The organism is Nocardioides sp. J9 (genome assembly GCF_007829375.1).
Classification (GTDB): Bacteria; Actinomycetota; Actinomycetes; order Propionibacteriales; family Nocardioidaceae; genus Nocardioides.
Genome location: NZ_VLJQ01000055.1, coordinates 64,288 through 80,689, shown reverse-complemented (window position 1 = coordinate 80,689; position 16,402 = coordinate 64,288). Strand labels below are relative to the sequence as shown.

The following is a 16,402-nucleotide window of genomic DNA, read 5'->3' as shown; positions in this document are numbered from 1 at the left end:
CCCGTGGTCGAGCAGCTGGTCCACGCGTCCGTCCTGGTCGTCGTCGCCATCCTCGTCGGCGCGGTGGGGTACTGGGGTCGCAGCCAGGCGGTGACGCTGGTCCCCGCGCACCTGGAGGTCTTCGACCGCGAGCGCCGTGTCCGGACCCTGCGCCGGGGAGCCACGGCCTGCTACCTCGCCGCCGCGGTGCTCGTCGGCGCTGCGGTTCTCGCCGTGCTCTGAGGCGCGGGGAGTGCCCGGACGGCCACGTGGCGTGGGTCACGGTCCGTTCGGGGGAGCGGCCTCTGCCCCAGGAGCGATGCCGTCGCCGCCGGCGATCCCTAGGTTCGTCGCATGAGCACTCGCGCACTCGGGTACGCCGCGGTCATCCGTGGTGCGTTCCGTGGCTTCGGGGTTCTCCTGGTCGGGGGACTGGTGCACCCCGCCGTGGCCCAGGTGGTCGAGCCGCTCGGCTACGCCTGGCTGCCGCTGGTCGCGGTGCTCGCCTTCGGGGTGGCGGCGGTGGCCGCCACCCCGGCGGGGACGCCGGTCTCGGCCTGGCGGCAGGCGCCGGTCGCGGCCGTCGGGAGCTACGTCCTGATCCTGCCGCTCGTGCGCGCCGGCTCCGGCGAGCTGCCGGTCATGCAGCTCCTCCTCACCACGCTCACCGCGGTGCTGGTGGGGGTGGCGGTCGGCCTCGCCCGGACGTCCTTCGAGGCGTTCCGCGCCGCCAGTCCGGCCGCCTAGCGCGTGGGGCGCTGGCAATGGGGTCACACCCATTGCATTAATGGCCTGACCATTATATTCTGCGACTAAGCCTGTGATGCACGTCGCACACCCGGGAAGAGGGACAGCAATGGTGGAGCAGTTGAAGACCGTCCGCGATCGGTACTCCGAGGCCGACATCGCGTCGTTCTACGAGAACGGCTACTGGCAGGAGTCGAGCTTCTACGACCTGGTGGTGGGGCAGGCGGCCGCGACGCCGGACGCCCCGTTCCTGGTCGATGCCTCGACGACGCTCACGTTCGCGCAGTTCGCCGACCGCGTGCGCCGACTGGCCGTGGGCCTGAAGCGAGCCGGACTGCAGCGTGGCGAGCGGATCGCTGCGCAGCTGCCGAACTGGGTCGAGTTCCCCGTCGTCGCCGCCGCGGCGTCGCGCATCGGCGCCATCCTCGTCCCGATCATGCCGATCTACCGCGGCGACGAGGTCGGCTACGTGCTGCAGCACTCCGGTGCCGCGCTCGCCGTGACCTGCGGAGAGTTCCGCGGGTACGACCACGCCGCGATGTTCGGCGAGCTGCGCTCGGGGACGCCCGCACTGCGGGAGGTCTACGTGGCGCGTTCTGCTGCGCCGAGTGCGGGCACCTCGCTCGAGGGCCTGTACGTCGAGGGTGACGCGGAGGCCCTGGAGGCCGAGCTCGGCCCCGACTCCTCGCCCGACGACGGCTTCCTGATCGTCTACACCTCGGGCACGACCTCGCGCCCGAAGGGCTGCTTCCACACGTTCAACACGGTCCGCTCCAGTGCGGCCGCGATCGGCAAGAGCCTCCAGTACAGCGCGAAGGACGTGCAGTTCGGCCCGTCGCCGATCACGCACAGCACCGGCCTGGTCACCAGCGTCCTGCTCCCGCTGCTCTACGGCGCCAAGTCCTACCTGATGGAGGCCTGGGACCCGGCCGAGGGCCTGCGGCTCATCGAGGAGCACGGCTGCACGGCGTCCGTCACCGCCACGCCCTTCCTGCAGATGCTCATGGGCGCCTACGACCCGGCCAAGCACGACGCGTCGAGCCTGCGACTGTGGGTGTGCGCGGGGTCCCCGATCCCCGGCTCGGTGGTCGAGAAGTCCCGCGAGCTCTTCGCCGGGTGCCAGACCCTGTCGCTCTACGGGCGCTCGGAGAACTTCCTGACCACGATGTGCACCGTCGAGGACGACGCGTCGCGGTCCGCGACGTCCGACGGCCGGGCGCTCCTCGGTGCGGAGGTCCACGTCGTCGACTCCAGGGGAGCGCAGGTGCCAGCGGGGGAGGAGGGCGACATCGCCTACCGCGGGCCGAGCCACATGATCGAGTACTTCCGCAACGACGAGGAGACGGCGGCATTGTTCACCCCGGACGGGTTCTCGCGCTCCGGCGACCTCGGCCGGATGGACGCGGACGGCTTCGTGCGGGTCACCGGGCGGCTCAAGGACATCGTCATCCGCGGCGGCATGAACATCAGCGCCCGTGAGCTCGAGGAGCACCTGCTCACCCATCCGGCCATCGCCAACGTCGCCGTGGTCGGCATGCCCGACGAGCGTCTGGGCGAGAAGGTCTGCGTCTACGTCGTCCCGGCGGAGCCCGACACGCAGCTGACGCTGGACGACGTGACCACGTTCCTCCGCGAGCACAACGTGGCGACCCAGAAGCTCCCGGAGCGCCTGGAGATGACCTCCGCGCTGCCGATGACGGCGACCGGCAAGGTCCAGAAGCACGTCCTGCGTGCGGAGATCGCGGCCAAGGTCGCGGCGACCGCCGACGCCTGACATCCCTCCTCCCCGGCCGTGGGTGGGCGACGACGAGGTCGCCCGCCCGCGGCCGTTGCCGTACCGCGCCATGGGGCCGTGGCACGGGACGGCTGGAGGGAACTCCACTTTCTGGTCTGACCTTTAGTTGAGAAGGAGCAGCGTGATGGCCGACCATCGCGACATGAACACGGACATCCAGTTGGGCGTCGCGCTCAACGACGACTTCCTCGAGGCCCCGCCCGCGCGCCGCCGCGCCCTGCTGCACGGCATGGAGGCTGCCGGCCTCGACCACCTCACGGTCGGCGACCACATCAGCTTCCACGGCGGCCAGGGCTTCGACGGCTTCGTCGCCGCGACCACCGCCCTGGCGACGAGCGACTCGCTGAAGGTGCTGATGGGCGTCTACCTCGCGGGCCTGCGCCACCCGCTGGCGACCGCCCGGCAGCTCGCCACGCTGAGCCAGGTCGCCCCGGGGCGGCTCACCCTGGGCGTGGGCGTGGGCGGCGAGGACCGTTCCGAGGTCGCCAACATGGGCATCGACCCGGCGACCCGCGGTCGCCGCGTCGACGAGACCCTCGGCCTGCTGCGGCAGCTGGCGTCGGGTGACGAGGTCGACCACGACGGCGAGTTCTACAGCTTCCGGGGGGCCAGCATCCGGCCCGCGCCCGACCCGCGCGTGCCGATCGTCATCGGTGGAGGTGGCGACGTCGCCGTCCGCCGTACGGTCGCCCACGGCGACGGGTGGCTCGGCATGTGGTGCTCGGCGCGACGGTACGCCGCCACCCACCAGCAGATACTCGACGGCTTCGCGGCGAGCGGTCGGGAGGGGCCGACCTTCGCCGGGCTCAACGTGTGGGCCGGCCTGGGCGCCGACGCCGACCGGGCGCGCGCTGCGCTGGGGGAGCGGATGTCCACGCTCTACAACCTGCCGCCTGAGAAGTTCCAGCACATCAGCGCTGCTGGAACGCCCGACGACGTCGCCGACTTCGTCGCAGGCTACGTCGAGGGGGGAGCCCGCACGATCACCCTGATCCCCGTCGCCGCGTCGGCGGAGGAGGCGATCGAGCTCTCCGGTGAGGTCCGCACGCGGCTGCGGTCCCTCACCCCGGTGCCGTGAAGGCCGTCGTCCAGGAGGCCTACGGCGGTCCGGAGGTCCTGCGGCTGGGGGACCGGCCCGACCCTGCGGAACGACCGGGCTGGACCGTCGTCGAGCTGCGGGCCGCCGCCCTCAACTGGCACGACGTCCTGGTGCGCCAGGGCAAGTACGGCTCGCCGCTCCCGCACACGCCCGGCGCCGACGGCGCCGGGGTCGACCTCGCCACCGGCGAGGAGGTCGTCGTCCTCCCGTCGCTGGGGTGGGGGTCGGACGAGTCCGCCCCAGGCACGCAGTGGGAGATCCTCGGCGACCACCGTCCCGGCACCTACGCCGAGCGCGTCGCGGTTCCCGTCGAGTGCGTCGCGCCGAAGCCGGCCGGCCTCAGCTGGGCGGAGGCAGCAGCCCTTCCCCTCGTCGGGCTGACCACCTACCGTGCGCTCTTCTCGCGGGCCCAGCTGTCCGCCGGCGAGAGCCTCCTCGTGCTCGGCGCGGGCGGTGGTGTTGCCACGGCTGCGGTCACGCTCGCCTCGGCGGTCGGTGCCCGGGTCGTGGTGACCTCGTCGGCGGACCACAAGATCGCGCAGGCCGTCGAGCTCGGTGCCGCTGGCGGTGTCCGGTACGACGGTGCCGGCGCCGAGACCTGGCCCGAGGAAGCGGGGAAGCTGGTCGGCGGCGGCTTCGACGTCGTGCTCGACGCCGTCGGGAGCTGGCGCGAGGCGATCCGTGCGCTCCGCCCCGGGGGCCGCCTCGTCGTGCTCGGCGCGAACCGCGCGGAGCAGGCCACGATCGACGTCCGGCCCTTCTACTTCGGCCAATACACGCTGCTCGGCACGACGATGGGCAGCCCGCGCGACTTCGCGGGACTGCTCGACCTGATGACCGAGCACCGGGTCCGACCGCCCGTCGTCGACCGGACCTTCTCCCTGGCCGACGCTGCCGCAGCCCACACCCACCTCGAGACCGGCGCCGGCTTCGGCAAGGTCGTCCTCGAGGCCTGACCGGAGGAACCACATGAGCCTGGTCCGCTACGAGGTCGAGGGCGACGGCGTCGCCTTCGTGACCCTCGACTCGCCCGACACCCGCAACGCCCTCAGCGACGCCCTGCTCGATGAGCTGATCGCCGCCCTCGAGGACGCCGGCTGCGACCCGGACGTCCGCGTCGTCGTCCTCGGGTCCTCGCACGACCGGGTCTTCTCGGCCGGTGGCGACCTCAAGGCCTTCGCCAGCGACGCGCCGACGATCGACAAGTACGCCGGGCTGGACCGCTTCCCGCGGCTCTACCGACTCATCGGCAGCCTCGGCAAGCCGGTCATCTGTGCCGCCGGCGGAGACGTCCTCGCCGGTTCGTTCGGGGTCGCGCTGGCCTGCGACCTGGTCGTCGCGCGTGAGGGCGTGCGCTTCGGCTGCCCCGAGATCAACGTAGGCGTCTTCCCGTTCATGATCTCGGCGCTCATCTACCGCAACGTGCCGCGGATGCGCGCCAACCAGCTGATGATGCTCGGCGAGCCGATCGACGCCGCGGAGGCCGAGCGCCTCGACATCGTCAACGCCGTCGTACCCGCCGACGAGTTCGACGCCACCGTCCGTGACTGGGCCGGGCGGATCGCCCGCAAGTCGCCACTGCTGATGCGCCTCGGCAAGGACGCCATCGACGCCACCCGCGACATGGCGCTGCCCGACGCCCTCTCGTCCCTTCAGTCGCAGCTGGCGTTGGCGTTCACCACCGAGGACATCAAGGAGGGCGTCGCCGCCTTCCGCGAGAAGCGCGACCCGATCTGGAGGATGCGATGACCACCGCAGTGACCGGCGGAGGGCGTAGCGGCACGGCTGCAACCGGCCGTCGCTGGTACGTCACGGCGACCCACGTGCGGCACTTCTACATCGACGGCGAGCTCGTCACCCGGCCGGCGTCGGTGGCACACGCCAAGGAGATGGGTGGCATGTCCACCGCCTGCGGGCAGTGGGCCTACTCCTGGCAGCGGATGCTCGACGTCCCCTTCCCGCCGCCGCGCTTCGCCGGCTCCGCGGTGCACACCTGCGAGGCCTGTCTCGAGCTCGTGGTCGGGGACTGGTGACGTCCGGCGACGGCGGCGTTGACGGCGCCTGACACCCGCCACGCACCGGCGGTTCCGGGGTCCGGAACCGCCGGTTCTCCGTTGTCGGGACAGGCGGCAACCTGAGGTCGTCGCCCGGCGCACCCGGGCCCGAACGACCGAGGAGACCGACGTGACGACCGCCCCCTTCCGCACCGAGCACGACGTGGCCCTCTCTGCGGAGGCAGAGCGCTTCCTCTACGAGGAGGCGAACCTGCTCGACGAGTGGCGACTGCCCGAGTGGCTCGACCTCTTCCTGCCCGAGGGCCAGTACCTGGTCCCCTCGACGGACCTGCCGGAGGGTGACCCCGGCCGCGACCTCTTCCTCGTGCAGGACGACCGCTTCCTGCTCGAACAGCGCATCGGGTCGCTGATGAAGCGCTCGGCCCACGCCGAGTACCCGCACTCCCGCACCCGCCGCATGGTCACCAACGTGCTCGCCGGACAGGACAAGGACGGTCGGCTGCGGGTGACCGCCAACTTCGCCGTCTTCCGGATGCGTGGCACGGCGTTCGACACCTACGTCGGCACCTACCGCCACGTCCTCGAGCGAGACGAGAGCGGCGCACTGCGCTTCCTCACGCGCCGTTCGGTCCTGGACCTGGCTGCGCTGCGTCCCCACGGCAAGGTCAGCATCATCCTGTGAACCGGCTGCGTGACAAGGTCGCGATCGTCACCGGCGCGAGCCCGAACATCGGCGGGACCCTGGCGGCAGGGCTCGCCGCCGAGGGGGCGCGGGTGCTGTGCACCGACCTCTCCAAGGACGTCGCCGAGGCCGCGGCCGCCCGCATCCGCGACCGGGGCGGCTACGCCCTCGCGCTGGCGGGCGACGTCACCGACCCCGCCCACGCCGACGAGGCGGTCGCCATGGCCGTCGACGCGTGGGGCGGCATCGACGTCCTCGTCAACAACGCCGTGTTCTTCCAGCAGCAGGGCGTGCTGGACATGCCGTACGACGACTACCGCCGCCAGCTCGAGGTCATCCTGGGTGGATCCTTCCTCTTCACCCGAGCCGTGGCCCGGTCGATGATCGAGCGGGGCCGCGAGGGCAGCATCATCAACGTGCTCTCCACCGCGGCCTGGCAGGGGCAGCCGGGCAACGTCGGCTACTCCACCGGGAAGAGCGGGCTGATCAACTTCACCCGGTCGGTCGCGATGGAGCTCGCTCGCCACGGAATCCGCGTCAACGGGTTCACGCCGACGGCGACGGCGCCGACCGACCCCGAGGCGCGGCGCGCCATGGAGGACCTGCTCGCGCGACCCTCCACCTACCGCAACGACTTCGCGGCCCAGCTGCCGCTGGGCCGGCTGCCCACGCCGGACGACTATGTCGGCGCCGTCGTCTTCCTGGCGTCGGACGAGTCGGCGATGGTCACCGGAACCAACATCACCGTCGACGCGGGGGCGACGGCGAAGTACTGGCCCTGGACCCCGCACCCCGAGGCCTGACGGCAAGGAGGACGTCCGATGTCCGACGTGATCATGATCGAGCCCCGCACGCAGGAGCTCGGCAACGGTGTGGTCGCCAGGGAGATCCAGCTCGGCGGGACACCGCGCGGGCTCGTGGTCCTGCTGACCGATGCGACGGTCGCCGACGGCGAGGTCGTCGAGGTGATGAACAACCTCGCCGTCGAGGGGCTCGAGACGCTCGCCGTCCCGGCGGGTCCCGGCGTCGCGGACCTCGTGGAGGCGCGCGCCGCGGTCCGCGACTGGTACGGCGACCAGGTCGGTGTCGTCGGCATCGGTGAGGGGGCCACCGCTGCCCTCGAAATGGCGCAGCGGCGGCGACTCGGTGCCGTCGTGGGCATCTCCCCGGCCCCGGACGTGGCGGCGGTCGAGGCCGACCCGGCGCTCCTGACGCCGTGGCTCGGCCTGCTCGGTGAGGACGCCGCGGACCTGTCCGCTGCCGAGGTGTCCCGCCTGCGGCGGGCCCTGGACAGGGGATCCGACGTGCACAGCCAGGTCGTCGTCTACCCCGGGGTGGGCGCGGACTTCCACCGCCGCTCCGAGGACGGCGTCAGCTTCGCGGCGTCGTACGACGGCTGGCAGCGCACCGTCGAGTGGCTGCTCGCCCGGGTGGCACCGCGGCTGACGCCACTGGCCCTCGCCTGGCGGGAGCGCCAGGCCAGCTGACCTTCCCGGCCGGACCGACAGGCGCGAGACGACCCGACCATCCGACGGCGACGACGAGGACCCGCCCACGCACCGCGTGGGCGGGTCCTCTGCGTCCGGCTGTCGGGTCGTCCCAGCCACCACCTGCGAGCAGACGACGAGGCCCGTCCACGCGACGCGTGGACGGGCCTCGTGCAGGAGGGCGGGCGTCAGGCCGTCGGGACGGCTCCGCGGTCCTCCCGCGGGGCGACGAAGACGTCGCCGAGCGGGTCCTTCGGCTCCGGCGGGAGCACCTCGCCGGTGACCAGCTCGTTCCAGCGGCGCCACCAGGTGCGCATCTGCAGCTCGTCGGTCGTGTTGTTGACGCTCTTGTTCATGCCGCGGGAGATGTCCGACCACTCCAGCTCGCGCGCAGCGCCGTAGCCGACCTGGCAGGTCTCGAGGGCCTCGACGTCGTCGGGCGAGGCGAGGCCGCCGGGCCCCCAGAACGTGAGGAAGTTGTCCAGGCGCTGCTTGCGCAGCTCCTCGCCCTCCTCCGGCGGGGCGAGCTCCCAGGCGGTGACCTCCATGTAGTCCGGCGAGACCGGGTCGATCTTGCGGATGACCACGCCCATGACCAGGTCGATGATGACCAGGTTCGGGAAGATCACGAGGTTGCGGTTGCCCTGCATGCGGTCGACCCAGCCCGCGCCGTACCGCTCACGGAAGCGCTCGAAGCGCGCCTCCCGCTCGGCAGCGCCGGCCTCGGACAGCGGGCGCCCGAACAGGCCCTCGGTCGCCGGCGCCCCCGCGACGACGGCGTGGCCGTTGCCGAGGTCGATGCCGCGCGAGTCACCGAGCGCGCTCGGGTCGAGCTTGCCGCGTGCGGCGAGCACCATCTCGAAGTAGCGCTGGTGCGTGGACACCGCGTGGTAGCCGTCGAAGCTGTTCTCGACGAGCAGCTTCCAGTTGGCCTTGATCGAGTACTCGTGGGTTCCCTCGAGCACCTCCATGCCGACCTCGGACTGGTCGCAGACCAGGTCGATGTACTCGGTCGCACCGGCGAGGTAGGTCTTCAGGTCGACGATGTCAGGGTCGAAGCTGACGAAGACGAAGCCGCGGTAGGAGTCGACCTTCGCCGGCGCGGCCAGACCGGGCCGGGGGAAGTCCGGGCCGTACGACTCGTCGCCCGGCATCGACACCATCTCGCCGGCCGTGCTGAAGCTCCACCCGTGGTAGAAGCAGGTGAGGAAGCGGGCGTTGCCCTTGTCCTCCCGGCACAGCATGGCGCCGCGGTGCGGGCAGGAGTTGATCCAGACCTTGATCTCACCCTTCGCGTCGCGGGCGAAGATCAGCGGTCGGCCGGCCACCGAGCGCGTCTTGAAGTCGTTCTTCTTCTTCAGCTCCGTCTCGTGGCCGATGTACAGCCACGAGTGGTTGAAGATCCGGTCGCGCTCGAGGGCGAAGACCTCGGGGTCGACCATCGCTGCGCGGTTCACCTGGAAGCGCGGCGTCTCTCGGTCGTCGTTCACGTAGGCGGACACGCACGACTCCTTGTCTCTCAGGGGCCGGCCAGCCGCCCTGGGGCCAGGGAGGTGGGACGGCACGATCACGTCCAGATCACCGTGCAGCACCCGCCGTGCCGCGGCACGACGTGGTTCCGGACGTCGGAACGTCCCGTGGTGACGGGATCCCGCGATGACGAACAGTGACGACATCGCAGAGAAAGGAACGCCCATGGAGACTGCGCAGACGATCGGCCGGCGCTTCGCCTGCAACGAGGGCGACCTCGCCCCCGGCGAGTCGATGACCGTTCCCGCCGACGGCGAGGACATCGCCGTCGCGCTCTACCGCAACGACGACGGTGAGTACTTCGCGACCGCTGACACCTGCACCCATGAGGACTGGTCCCTGGGCGAGGACAGCGACCTGGAGGGCAACGAGGTCGTCTGCCCGCTGCACATGGCCCGCTTCGACATCCGCTCGGGCGAGGCACTCTGCTTCCCTGCGACGATCGCGCTCCAGACCTTCGACGTCGTCTGTGAGGACGGGAAGGTCTACGTGCTCCGATGAACCGCATCGTCGTCGTCGGAGGATCGACCGGGGCCGTCCGCTCCGTCCAGGCCCTGCGCCGTGCCGGGTACGACGGAGAGCTGGTCCTCGTGTCAGACGAGGCCCACCTGCCGTACGACCGACCGCCGCTGTCGAAGGACCTGCTGGCCCCCGAGTCGGACGGCTCGCCGGTGCCCCTGCTCACTGCCGAGGACGTCGAGCGCCTGGACCTCGACGTCCGGCTCGGAACCCGCGCGGTCGGCCTGGAGCCGGCGAACCGGACGCTGCACGTGGTCGACGACGAGGGGCCGTCCGCCATCGTCTACGACGGCCTCGTGGTCGCGACCGGTGCGCAGCCCCGCCGCCTGCCGGGGACCGACCACATCGACGGCGTGCACGTGATCCGCACCCTCGAGGACGCCCGTGCCGTCCGGGACCGGCTCGGCGAGGGACGTCGCGCCGTGGTCGTCGGAGCCGGTTTCATCGGTGCCGAGTTCGCCAGCGTCGCCCGTGCACGCGGGGTCGAGGTCACCCTCGTCGAGACCCAGGAGGTCCCGCTCGCCCACGTCCTGGGCCGGGAGGTCGCCGCGGAGGTGGCCTCCGTCCACGAGGCGCAGGGCGCCCGCCTGATGGCGGGCCGCTCGGTGGCTGAGGTCGTCACCGACCAGGGCCAGGTCCGTGCGGTGCGGCTCGACGACGGCACGGAGCTGCCGGCGGACCTGGTCGTGGTGGGCATCGGCGCGACCCCGGCGACCGACTGGCTCGTCGGGTCGGGCCTCCCGGTCGACGACGGAGTCGAGTGCGACGTCGACCTCCAGGTCGTCGGCCACCCCGGCATCTACGCCGTGGGCGACGTCGCCCGCTGGCCCCACCCCGCCTACGGGCGTCCGCTACGCATCGAGCACTGGACCAACGCCGGGGACCAGGCCGAGGTCGTGGCGGCGCACGTCGTCGGCCGTGACCGCCCGAACGTCCCCCTGCCGTACGTGTGGTCGGACCAGTACGGCCACCGGATCCAGATCGTCGGCCGCCCGGCGGACGGCGTCGCGGTCGCGGTGCACGGCAGCGTCGCCGGCGGCGACCTCGCCGCCCTGTACGCCGGCCCGGACGGACGTCTCGTCGGCGCCGTGGTCGTCGMCGMCCCGCGCCTGCTCATGCGGCTGCGCAAGGCCGCGACCGCGGGCACACCCGCCGGAGAGGTGGAGCGCGCCCTGCTGACCCCGGCGTCCTGACCGTCAGGACCTGAACCCGAACCGACCCCGTCACCCCAGGAGGACACCGTGACCGACGTACTCGGCGTGGGGCTCACCCACTACCCGCCGCTCGCCGGATCGGACGAGCACATGGCGAACCTGCTCAAGAGCGCCATGAAGGACCCGGACATCCCGGACGAGGTCAAGGACCCGGGGAGCTGGAGCGACCTCGCCCGGCAGGAGTGGGGCGAGGACGGCGGCACCACCGCTGCTGCCGCGCACCGCCGCCGGCTCCTCGACGACATGCGCCGCTGCCGCGAGGCGATCGACGAGTTCCAACCGGACGTGCTCCTGGTGTGGGGCGACGACCAGTACGAGAACTTCCGCGAGGAGGTCATCCCGTCGTTCTGCGTGCTCGCCTACGACGACACCGTCGTCGAGCCCTTCGGCGTGCTCACCCAGAAGCTGAAGGTCCCGAACGTCTGGGGGCTTCCCAGCGACACCACCTTCACCATGAAGGGTGACCCGCAGTTCGCCAAGCAGCTCACGAGCGACGTCCTCAACGAGGGCGTCGACGTGGCCTACTCGTACGAACCGCGCGAGGGGATCTACTTCCCCCACGCCTTCGGCAACACACAGCTCTTCCTCGACTACGACAATGTCGGGCAGGAGTTCCCGTACCCGATCGTCCCGCTCGCCGTGAACTGCTACGGCGAGCACGTGATCGCCCGCCAGGGCGGGATCGCGCGGTTCGCCGACATCAGGGCCGGCGAGGACCTCGACCCGCCCGGCCCCAGCCCCCGGCGCTGCTTCGAGTTCGGACGCGCCGTGGCGCGCTCCGTCGCCCGGAGCGGCAAGCGGGTCGCGCTCGTCGCCTCCTCGAGCTGGTCGCACGCCTTCCTGTACGACGCCGGGTGGCACATGCGGCCTGACACGGAGTCCGACCAGCGCCTCTACGACGCGATGCTCGCCGGCGACTACGACACCTGGAACGCCCGAACCAGCAGGGAGATCGTCGACTCGGGCCAGCACGAGATGCTGAACTGGTTCTGCCTGCTCGGCGCGATGTCAGAGCTAGACATGGAGCTCGAGTGGTCCGACTGGGTGGTCACCGAGATCTTCAACTCCAACAAGGCCTTCGCGATCTTCCGGTGACGACGGACCGGGTGACGGCCACGACGGCCGTCACCCGGCGGCGCCGTCCGGCGGACGGCCAACGGGGGCAGCGGGATGCGCGTCCCACCGCCCCCGGTCCCAGGGCCCGCGCGTCAGACCTCGCGGGGGAACCAGTGCTCCCGGCCGGCCAGGCCGGTGTCCACGTCCTCGGCGATGCGCCGGGCGGTGATCGACAGCGCCTGCTCGGCGCGGGCCGGCAGCTCGCTACCAGTGGGGAAGCCCAACGACACCGCTCCGATGGCGAAGCCGTTGAGGACGACGGGCGCCGCGACGCAGGACAGGCCGGGCTGGGCCTCGCCCTCCTCACGAGCGATCCCCGTGACGCGCACGCGACGCAGCTCGTCGATGAGCTCGTCCACGTCGGTCACGGACCGGGCGGTCATCCGGGGCAGCGGCTGCGGCAGGAACGCCCCCAGGTCGTCGAAATTCTCGTGCGCGAGCAGCGCCTTGCCGATCGCGGTGCAATTCGCGGGAAGGCGCCCGCCGACGCTCGTGATGCCGGCGGGGGAGCCGGGAGCATTGAGCTTCTCGAGGTAGACCACGTCGAACTGCCGCAGCACCGCGAAGTGCACCGTCGCGCCGCTCCACCGGTGCAGCTGGCTGAGGTGGGGCATGCCCAGGTCGCGCATGTAGCCCGCCGGCGTGCCGGCGCCGAGCTGCAGCAGGCCGAGGCCGATCTTGTAGCCCGAGCGATGGTGCTCGACCGCGCCGAGCTCGACCAGCCGGGCGAGCAGCCGGTGCACGGTCGACTTCGGGAGCCCCGAGGCGCGAGCCAGCTCGCTGAGGGTCATCACCCGCTGGTGCGGGTTGAACGCCCGGAGCAGGTCGAAGGCCTTGGTGAGGATGCTCGGCGGCTCCGTGTCGGGGGTCCGCGAGCGCGTGGGCGGCTCCTGGGTGACGCTCATCGCGACTCCTTGGTCTGACCATTTGCGTGATGCCCGTCACTGTACGTCGAGGGCGGCGTGCGCGAAAGTCCCCCGTTCCGGCGGCCGGAATGCCCCGGTGCGGGGACCCGGGGTGCTCCGGCACCGTGGCGGCCTGCACCAGCCGCCGGAGCGCACCGTGGAGGAGATCCAGCCGATGACGGTCCCTGATCTGCGCGGCGGGGTGGACCTGCACGCGCACTGGCTGGGCACCGACGTCTTCACCGACGGCGTCCTCCCCGCCGACCTGCCGCACCTCGTCGTGCTCGACGAGGAGCGGGGACAGGTCGTGCGCGCCGGGCAGGTCTTCCGCGAGGTGCGCGCTCCGCTGTGGGACGTCGGAGCGCGCCTGCGCGACCTCGACGCCGCCGGCATCGAGCAGCAGGTGCTCTCGCCGGTCCCGGTGACCTTCCCCTACACCGGGGACCGGGGGGCGGCACGGGCGTACGCGGTGGCCATGAACCGGTCGATCGCCGCGGCGGTGAGCCGGGGCGACGGCCGGCTGCACGGCCTGGGCACCGTCCCGCTGCCACACGCCGCGGACTCGACCGAGGTGCTCCGCGAGCTGATGGGCGGGACGACGCCCCTCCTGGGCGTCGAGATCGGCGCCCGCCCCGGGGGCCACGAGCTCGACTCGCCCGCGCTGCAGCCGTTCTTCGAGGCGGCCGAGGCGTTGGGCGCCCTCGTCTTCGTCCACCCCGCCGACGGCGGTTCCGGGACGGTGCGCCGTTCGGGGCAGCCCTACGACTTCGGGCTCGGCATGCACGCCGACACCGCCCTGGCCGCCGGCGCGCTCGTCTTCGGCGGCGTCCTGGAGCGCTTCCCCTGCCTGCGCGTCGTGCTGGCCCACGGCTGCGGTGGCTTCGCCTGGTCCTACCCGCGGCTCCGGCTCGGGGCGGGTTTGTTCGACGGCGCACCCGTCGAGGCCATCGACGAGCGCGTCCGGTCCCTGTACGTCGACACCCTGGTGCTCGACCCGGAGCACCTGCGGCTGCTGGTGCACAGGTTCGGTGCGGACCGCGTCGTGGTTGGCACCGACCACCCCTTCTTCCCCGACCTCACCGGTGACGTCCGGTCGTTCCTCGTCGACGCCGAGGCGCGCGGTGCCCTGCCCCCCGGCGGGGCGCAGCAAGTGTTCCGCGACAACGGCCTCCAGCTGCTGGGCAGCCGGGTGCCCTCGTGACCGCGCGGGTGACGGACGTCGCGGTCGTGGGTGCCGGCACGGCCGGGCTCGCGACTGCGCTGGGGCTCGCCCGAAGAGGGGTCGCGGTCACCCTGGTCGACACCTCCACGGGCTCGTCCACGCGACCGGGGCCCACCTGGTCGGGCGTCCACCACTGGTCCGTGCTGCCGATCCTGGACCGGCTCGGCGTGCTCGACGCCGCGCTCGTCGCCGGTGAGGCGACCGCGTCGTGGGGCATCTCGGTGCTGGCCACGGGTGAGCGGCTCGCCTTCGACCTGCGCGAGCTGGGCCCGGATGCGCCGTACCCGTTCAACCTCCGGCTGGAGCCGGCGCGGCTGCGGACGATCCTGCGTGACGCACTGCTCGACCACCGGGTCTCGGTCGTCGACGCGCCCGGCGTCAGCGGCCTGCGGCAGTACGTGGACGGAGCGGTGCTGACCCTCCCCGACGGGCGGGGGATCGCCGCGGACTGGGTGGTCGGCGCTGACGGCCCTGCGAGCGGCGTCCGCCGGGCCACGGGCCTCGGGTTCGAGGGGACGACCTGGACCGAGCGCGGGGTGGTCGCGGTGGTGGGCCACGACTTCGCCCGCCAGGGCTACGCCGACACCACCCTCCAGGTCGACGGCCGCGCCGGTGCGGTCGTCGAGCGGGTCGGGCCGTCGACGTGGCGATACGTGTGCCAGGAGTCGCTCGCCCTCGACGAGGCCAGCGTCGCCCCCAGGCTGCGCCGAGTCCTGCGCCGGGTGACTGGCGGTGACCCCGAGGTGCTCGGCCTCGCGACAGCGCGGATGCACCAGCGCAGCGCCACGTCGTACCGGTCGGGGCGGGTCGTGCTCGTCGCCGCCGCAGCGCACGTCACCCACCCCCTGGCCGGGCACACCTCGCTGACGGGCTGGCACGACGGCGCGACCCTGGTCCCCGTGCTCCACGACGCACTGCGCGACGGCGTCGACGATCGCGTGACCGCCTGGGCGGACGGCCGACGCCGGGTGTTCCTGGACGAGGCCGCGCCGATGAGCCTGGCCCGGCGCAACCTGATCGCCCAGATCGACGACCCGGAGCGCCTCGCCGTCGAGCTCGACGCGTTCCGCCGGGCCTCGGCCGACCCACAGCTGCGCCGCGAGCTGCTGCGGGCGGAGCACGACGCCGTGGCCGGGGACCGCTCGTCCCTGCCGCCCCTCTGAGGGCCGCCCCCCAGCGCTTTCTAACGGCTGGAACCACGCGTTGTCCGGGGCATCGGCGGTTCCTAGCGTCGCGGTGTGACCACCTCAACTGCCTCCCACTCGCCGACGGACCTCGTCGACGGCGCCTTCATCGACGTCCGCGGCACGTCCACGCACTACCACGACGTCGGCTCCGGCACGCCGGTGCTGTTCCTGCACGGCTCCGGACCCGGCGTCTCCGCCTACGCCAACTGGCAGCACGCCCTACCCGCCGTGGCCAGGCACGCCCGGGCGCTCGCCCTGGACATCGTAGGCTTCGGGCACACCGAGCGTCCTGCTGACGTGCGCTACAGCCTGCGCACCTGGACCGACCACGTGTGGGGCTTCCTGGACGCCCTCGGCCTGGAGAAGGTGTCCATCGTCGGCAACTCGCTCGGCGGCCGGATCGCGCTGCAGATGGCGGAGGACGACCAGGACCGCCTCGACCGGCTGGTGCTGATGGGTGCCCCGGGGGTGGGCATGACGATGACCAAGGGCCTCGAGGCGCTGCGGGCCTACGAGCCGTCGCCGGAGGCGATGCGGGACCTGCTGCGCGGGCACTTCGCGGTCGACCCGGACCTGATCACCGACGAGCTGGTGCAGATCCGGTACGAGGCGAGTGCGGCTCCCGGAGCCCACGAGGCCTACCGCCTGATGTTCTTCCACCCCGACCATGCCGGAGGGCAGCTCGCGATCACCGAGGAGCAGGTGCGCGCCGTGACCCGCCCGACGCTGCTGGTCCACGGTCGCGAGGACAACATCGTCCCCGTCGACGTCGCGCTGACCATGCTGCGCCTGCTCCCGAACGCCGACCTCCACGTGTTCGCCGGCTGCGGCCACTGGACGCAGATCGAGCGCGCGGGCGACTTCAACGACGTGATCGTCCAGTACCTGGGCCTGGCGGGGTGAGT

18 protein-coding genes are annotated in these 16,402 nt (G+C 72.2%); 16 read left to right on the top strand and 2 right to left on the bottom strand.

Going from position 1 to position 16,402, the window contains the following annotated elements; translation table 11 throughout:
* The first annotated feature begins 3 nt into the window (after positions 1 to 3).
* The 10 genes from L615_RS05975 (at position 4) to L615_RS05930 (ending at position 7,804) form a co-directional block, all read left to right on the top strand.
* Positions 4 to 222, top strand: coding sequence for a hypothetical protein (locus L615_RS05975; protein ID WP_145724447.1), 219 nt, complete (start codon positions 4 to 6; stop codon positions 220 to 222).
* Between the two features lie 111 nt (positions 223 to 333).
* The gene (locus tag L615_RS05970) at positions 334 to 726 is read left to right on the top strand and encodes a hypothetical protein (protein ID WP_145724446.1); all 393 of its coding nucleotides are present in this window, start codon (positions 334 to 336) and stop codon (positions 724 to 726) included.
* Between the two features lie 109 nt (positions 727 to 835).
* Positions 836 to 2,500 carry an AMP-binding protein gene (locus L615_RS05965; protein WP_145724445.1) on the top strand — a complete coding sequence of 555 codons (1,665 nt, stop codon included), beginning with the start codon at positions 836 to 838 and terminating at the stop codon, positions 2,498 to 2,500.
* 145 nt (positions 2,501 to 2,645) lie between these two features.
* The gene (locus L615_RS05960) at positions 2,646 to 3,599 is read left to right on the top strand and encodes an LLM class flavin-dependent oxidoreductase (protein ID WP_222430461.1); all 954 of its coding nucleotides are present in this window, start codon (positions 2,646 to 2,648) and stop codon (positions 3,597 to 3,599) included.
* Complete coding sequence (locus L615_RS05955) at positions 3,596 to 4,576, top strand: zinc-binding dehydrogenase (protein ID WP_145724444.1); 981 nt, start codon at positions 3,596 to 3,598, stop codon at positions 4,574 to 4,576. Before L615_RS05960 ends, L615_RS05955 begins: the two co-directional genes overlap by 4 nt.
* Before the next feature lie 13 nt (positions 4,577 to 4,589).
* Positions 4,590 to 5,369: an enoyl-CoA hydratase/isomerase family protein gene (locus tag L615_RS05950; RefSeq protein WP_028654449.1), complete on the top strand. Its 780-nt coding sequence runs from the start codon at positions 4,590 to 4,592 to the stop codon at positions 5,367 to 5,369.
* A complete protein-coding gene (locus L615_RS05945) occupies positions 5,366 to 5,653 on the top strand; it encodes a hypothetical protein (RefSeq protein WP_145724443.1) in 288 nt (95 codons plus the stop codon). Before L615_RS05950 ends, L615_RS05945 begins: the two co-directional genes overlap by 4 nt.
* A gap of 151 nt (positions 5,654 to 5,804) precedes the next feature.
* Entirely contained in the window at positions 5,805 to 6,317 is a 513-nt protein-coding gene (locus tag L615_RS05940; protein ID WP_051485453.1) for an aromatic-ring-hydroxylating dioxygenase subunit beta, read from the top strand.
* The gene (locus L615_RS05935) at positions 6,314 to 7,120 is read left to right on the top strand and encodes an SDR family NAD(P)-dependent oxidoreductase (RefSeq protein ID WP_145724442.1); all 807 of its coding nucleotides are present in this window, start codon (positions 6,314 to 6,316) and stop codon (positions 7,118 to 7,120) included. Before L615_RS05940 ends, L615_RS05935 begins: the two co-directional genes overlap by 4 nt.
* Positions 7,121 to 7,138: 18 nt before the next feature.
* Positions 7,139 to 7,804: a dienelactone hydrolase family protein gene (locus L615_RS05930; protein WP_028654445.1), complete on the top strand. Its 666-nt coding sequence runs from the start codon at positions 7,139 to 7,141 to the stop codon at positions 7,802 to 7,804.
* 188 nt (positions 7,805 to 7,992) lie between these two features.
* Here L615_RS05930 and L615_RS05925 read toward each other — a convergent pair whose 3' ends face one another.
* Entirely contained in the window at positions 7,993 to 9,306 is a 1,314-nt protein-coding gene (locus L615_RS05925) for an SRPBCC family protein (RefSeq protein WP_028654444.1), read from the bottom strand.
* Between the two features lie 193 nt (positions 9,307 to 9,499).
* On the opposite strand from L615_RS05925, the gene L615_RS05920 reads away from it, so the two are divergent.
* The 3 genes from L615_RS05920 to L615_RS05910 are packed head-to-tail and all read left to right on the top strand — an operon-like array spanning position 9,500 to position 12,162.
* A complete protein-coding gene (locus tag L615_RS05920) occupies positions 9,500 to 9,835 on the top strand; it encodes a non-heme iron oxygenase ferredoxin subunit (protein WP_028654443.1) in 336 nt (111 codons plus the stop codon).
* Entirely contained in the window at positions 9,832 to 11,046 is a 1,215-nt protein-coding gene (locus tag L615_RS05915) for an NAD(P)/FAD-dependent oxidoreductase (protein ID WP_145724441.1), read from the top strand. The genes L615_RS05920 and L615_RS05915 overlap by 4 nt, the downstream gene beginning before the upstream one ends.
* 48 nt (positions 11,047 to 11,094) lie before the next feature.
* The gene (locus tag L615_RS05910; RefSeq protein WP_028654441.1) at positions 11,095 to 12,162 is read left to right on the top strand and encodes an extradiol ring-cleavage dioxygenase; all 1,068 of its coding nucleotides are present in this window, start codon (positions 11,095 to 11,097) and stop codon (positions 12,160 to 12,162) included.
* A gap of 113 nt (positions 12,163 to 12,275) precedes the next feature.
* Here L615_RS05910 and L615_RS05905 read toward each other — a convergent pair whose 3' ends face one another.
* Complete coding sequence (locus L615_RS05905; protein ID WP_145724440.1) at positions 12,276 to 13,088, bottom strand: IclR family transcriptional regulator; 813 nt, start codon at positions 13,086 to 13,088, stop codon at positions 12,276 to 12,278.
* Positions 13,089 to 13,185: 97 nt separating this feature from the next.
* Here L615_RS05905 and L615_RS05900 point away from each other — a divergent pair, with 97 nt between their 5' ends.
* The 3 genes from L615_RS05900 (at position 13,186) to L615_RS05890 (ending at position 16,400) form a co-directional block, all read left to right on the top strand.
* Positions 13,186 to 14,289, top strand: coding sequence for an amidohydrolase family protein (locus L615_RS05900; RefSeq protein WP_222430460.1), 1,104 nt, complete (start codon positions 13,186 to 13,188; stop codon positions 14,287 to 14,289).
* A complete protein-coding gene (locus L615_RS05895; RefSeq protein ID WP_145724438.1) occupies positions 14,286 to 15,473 on the top strand; it encodes an NAD(P)/FAD-dependent oxidoreductase in 1,188 nt (395 codons plus the stop codon). The genes L615_RS05900 and L615_RS05895 overlap by 4 nt, the downstream gene beginning before the upstream one ends.
* Positions 15,474 to 15,548: 75 nt before the next feature.
* Positions 15,549 to 16,400, top strand: a complete 852-nt coding sequence (locus tag L615_RS05890; RefSeq protein ID WP_186449751.1) for an alpha/beta fold hydrolase — start codon at positions 15,549 to 15,551, stop codon at positions 16,398 to 16,400.
* The last annotated feature ends 2 nt before the right edge of the window (positions 16,401 to 16,402 follow it).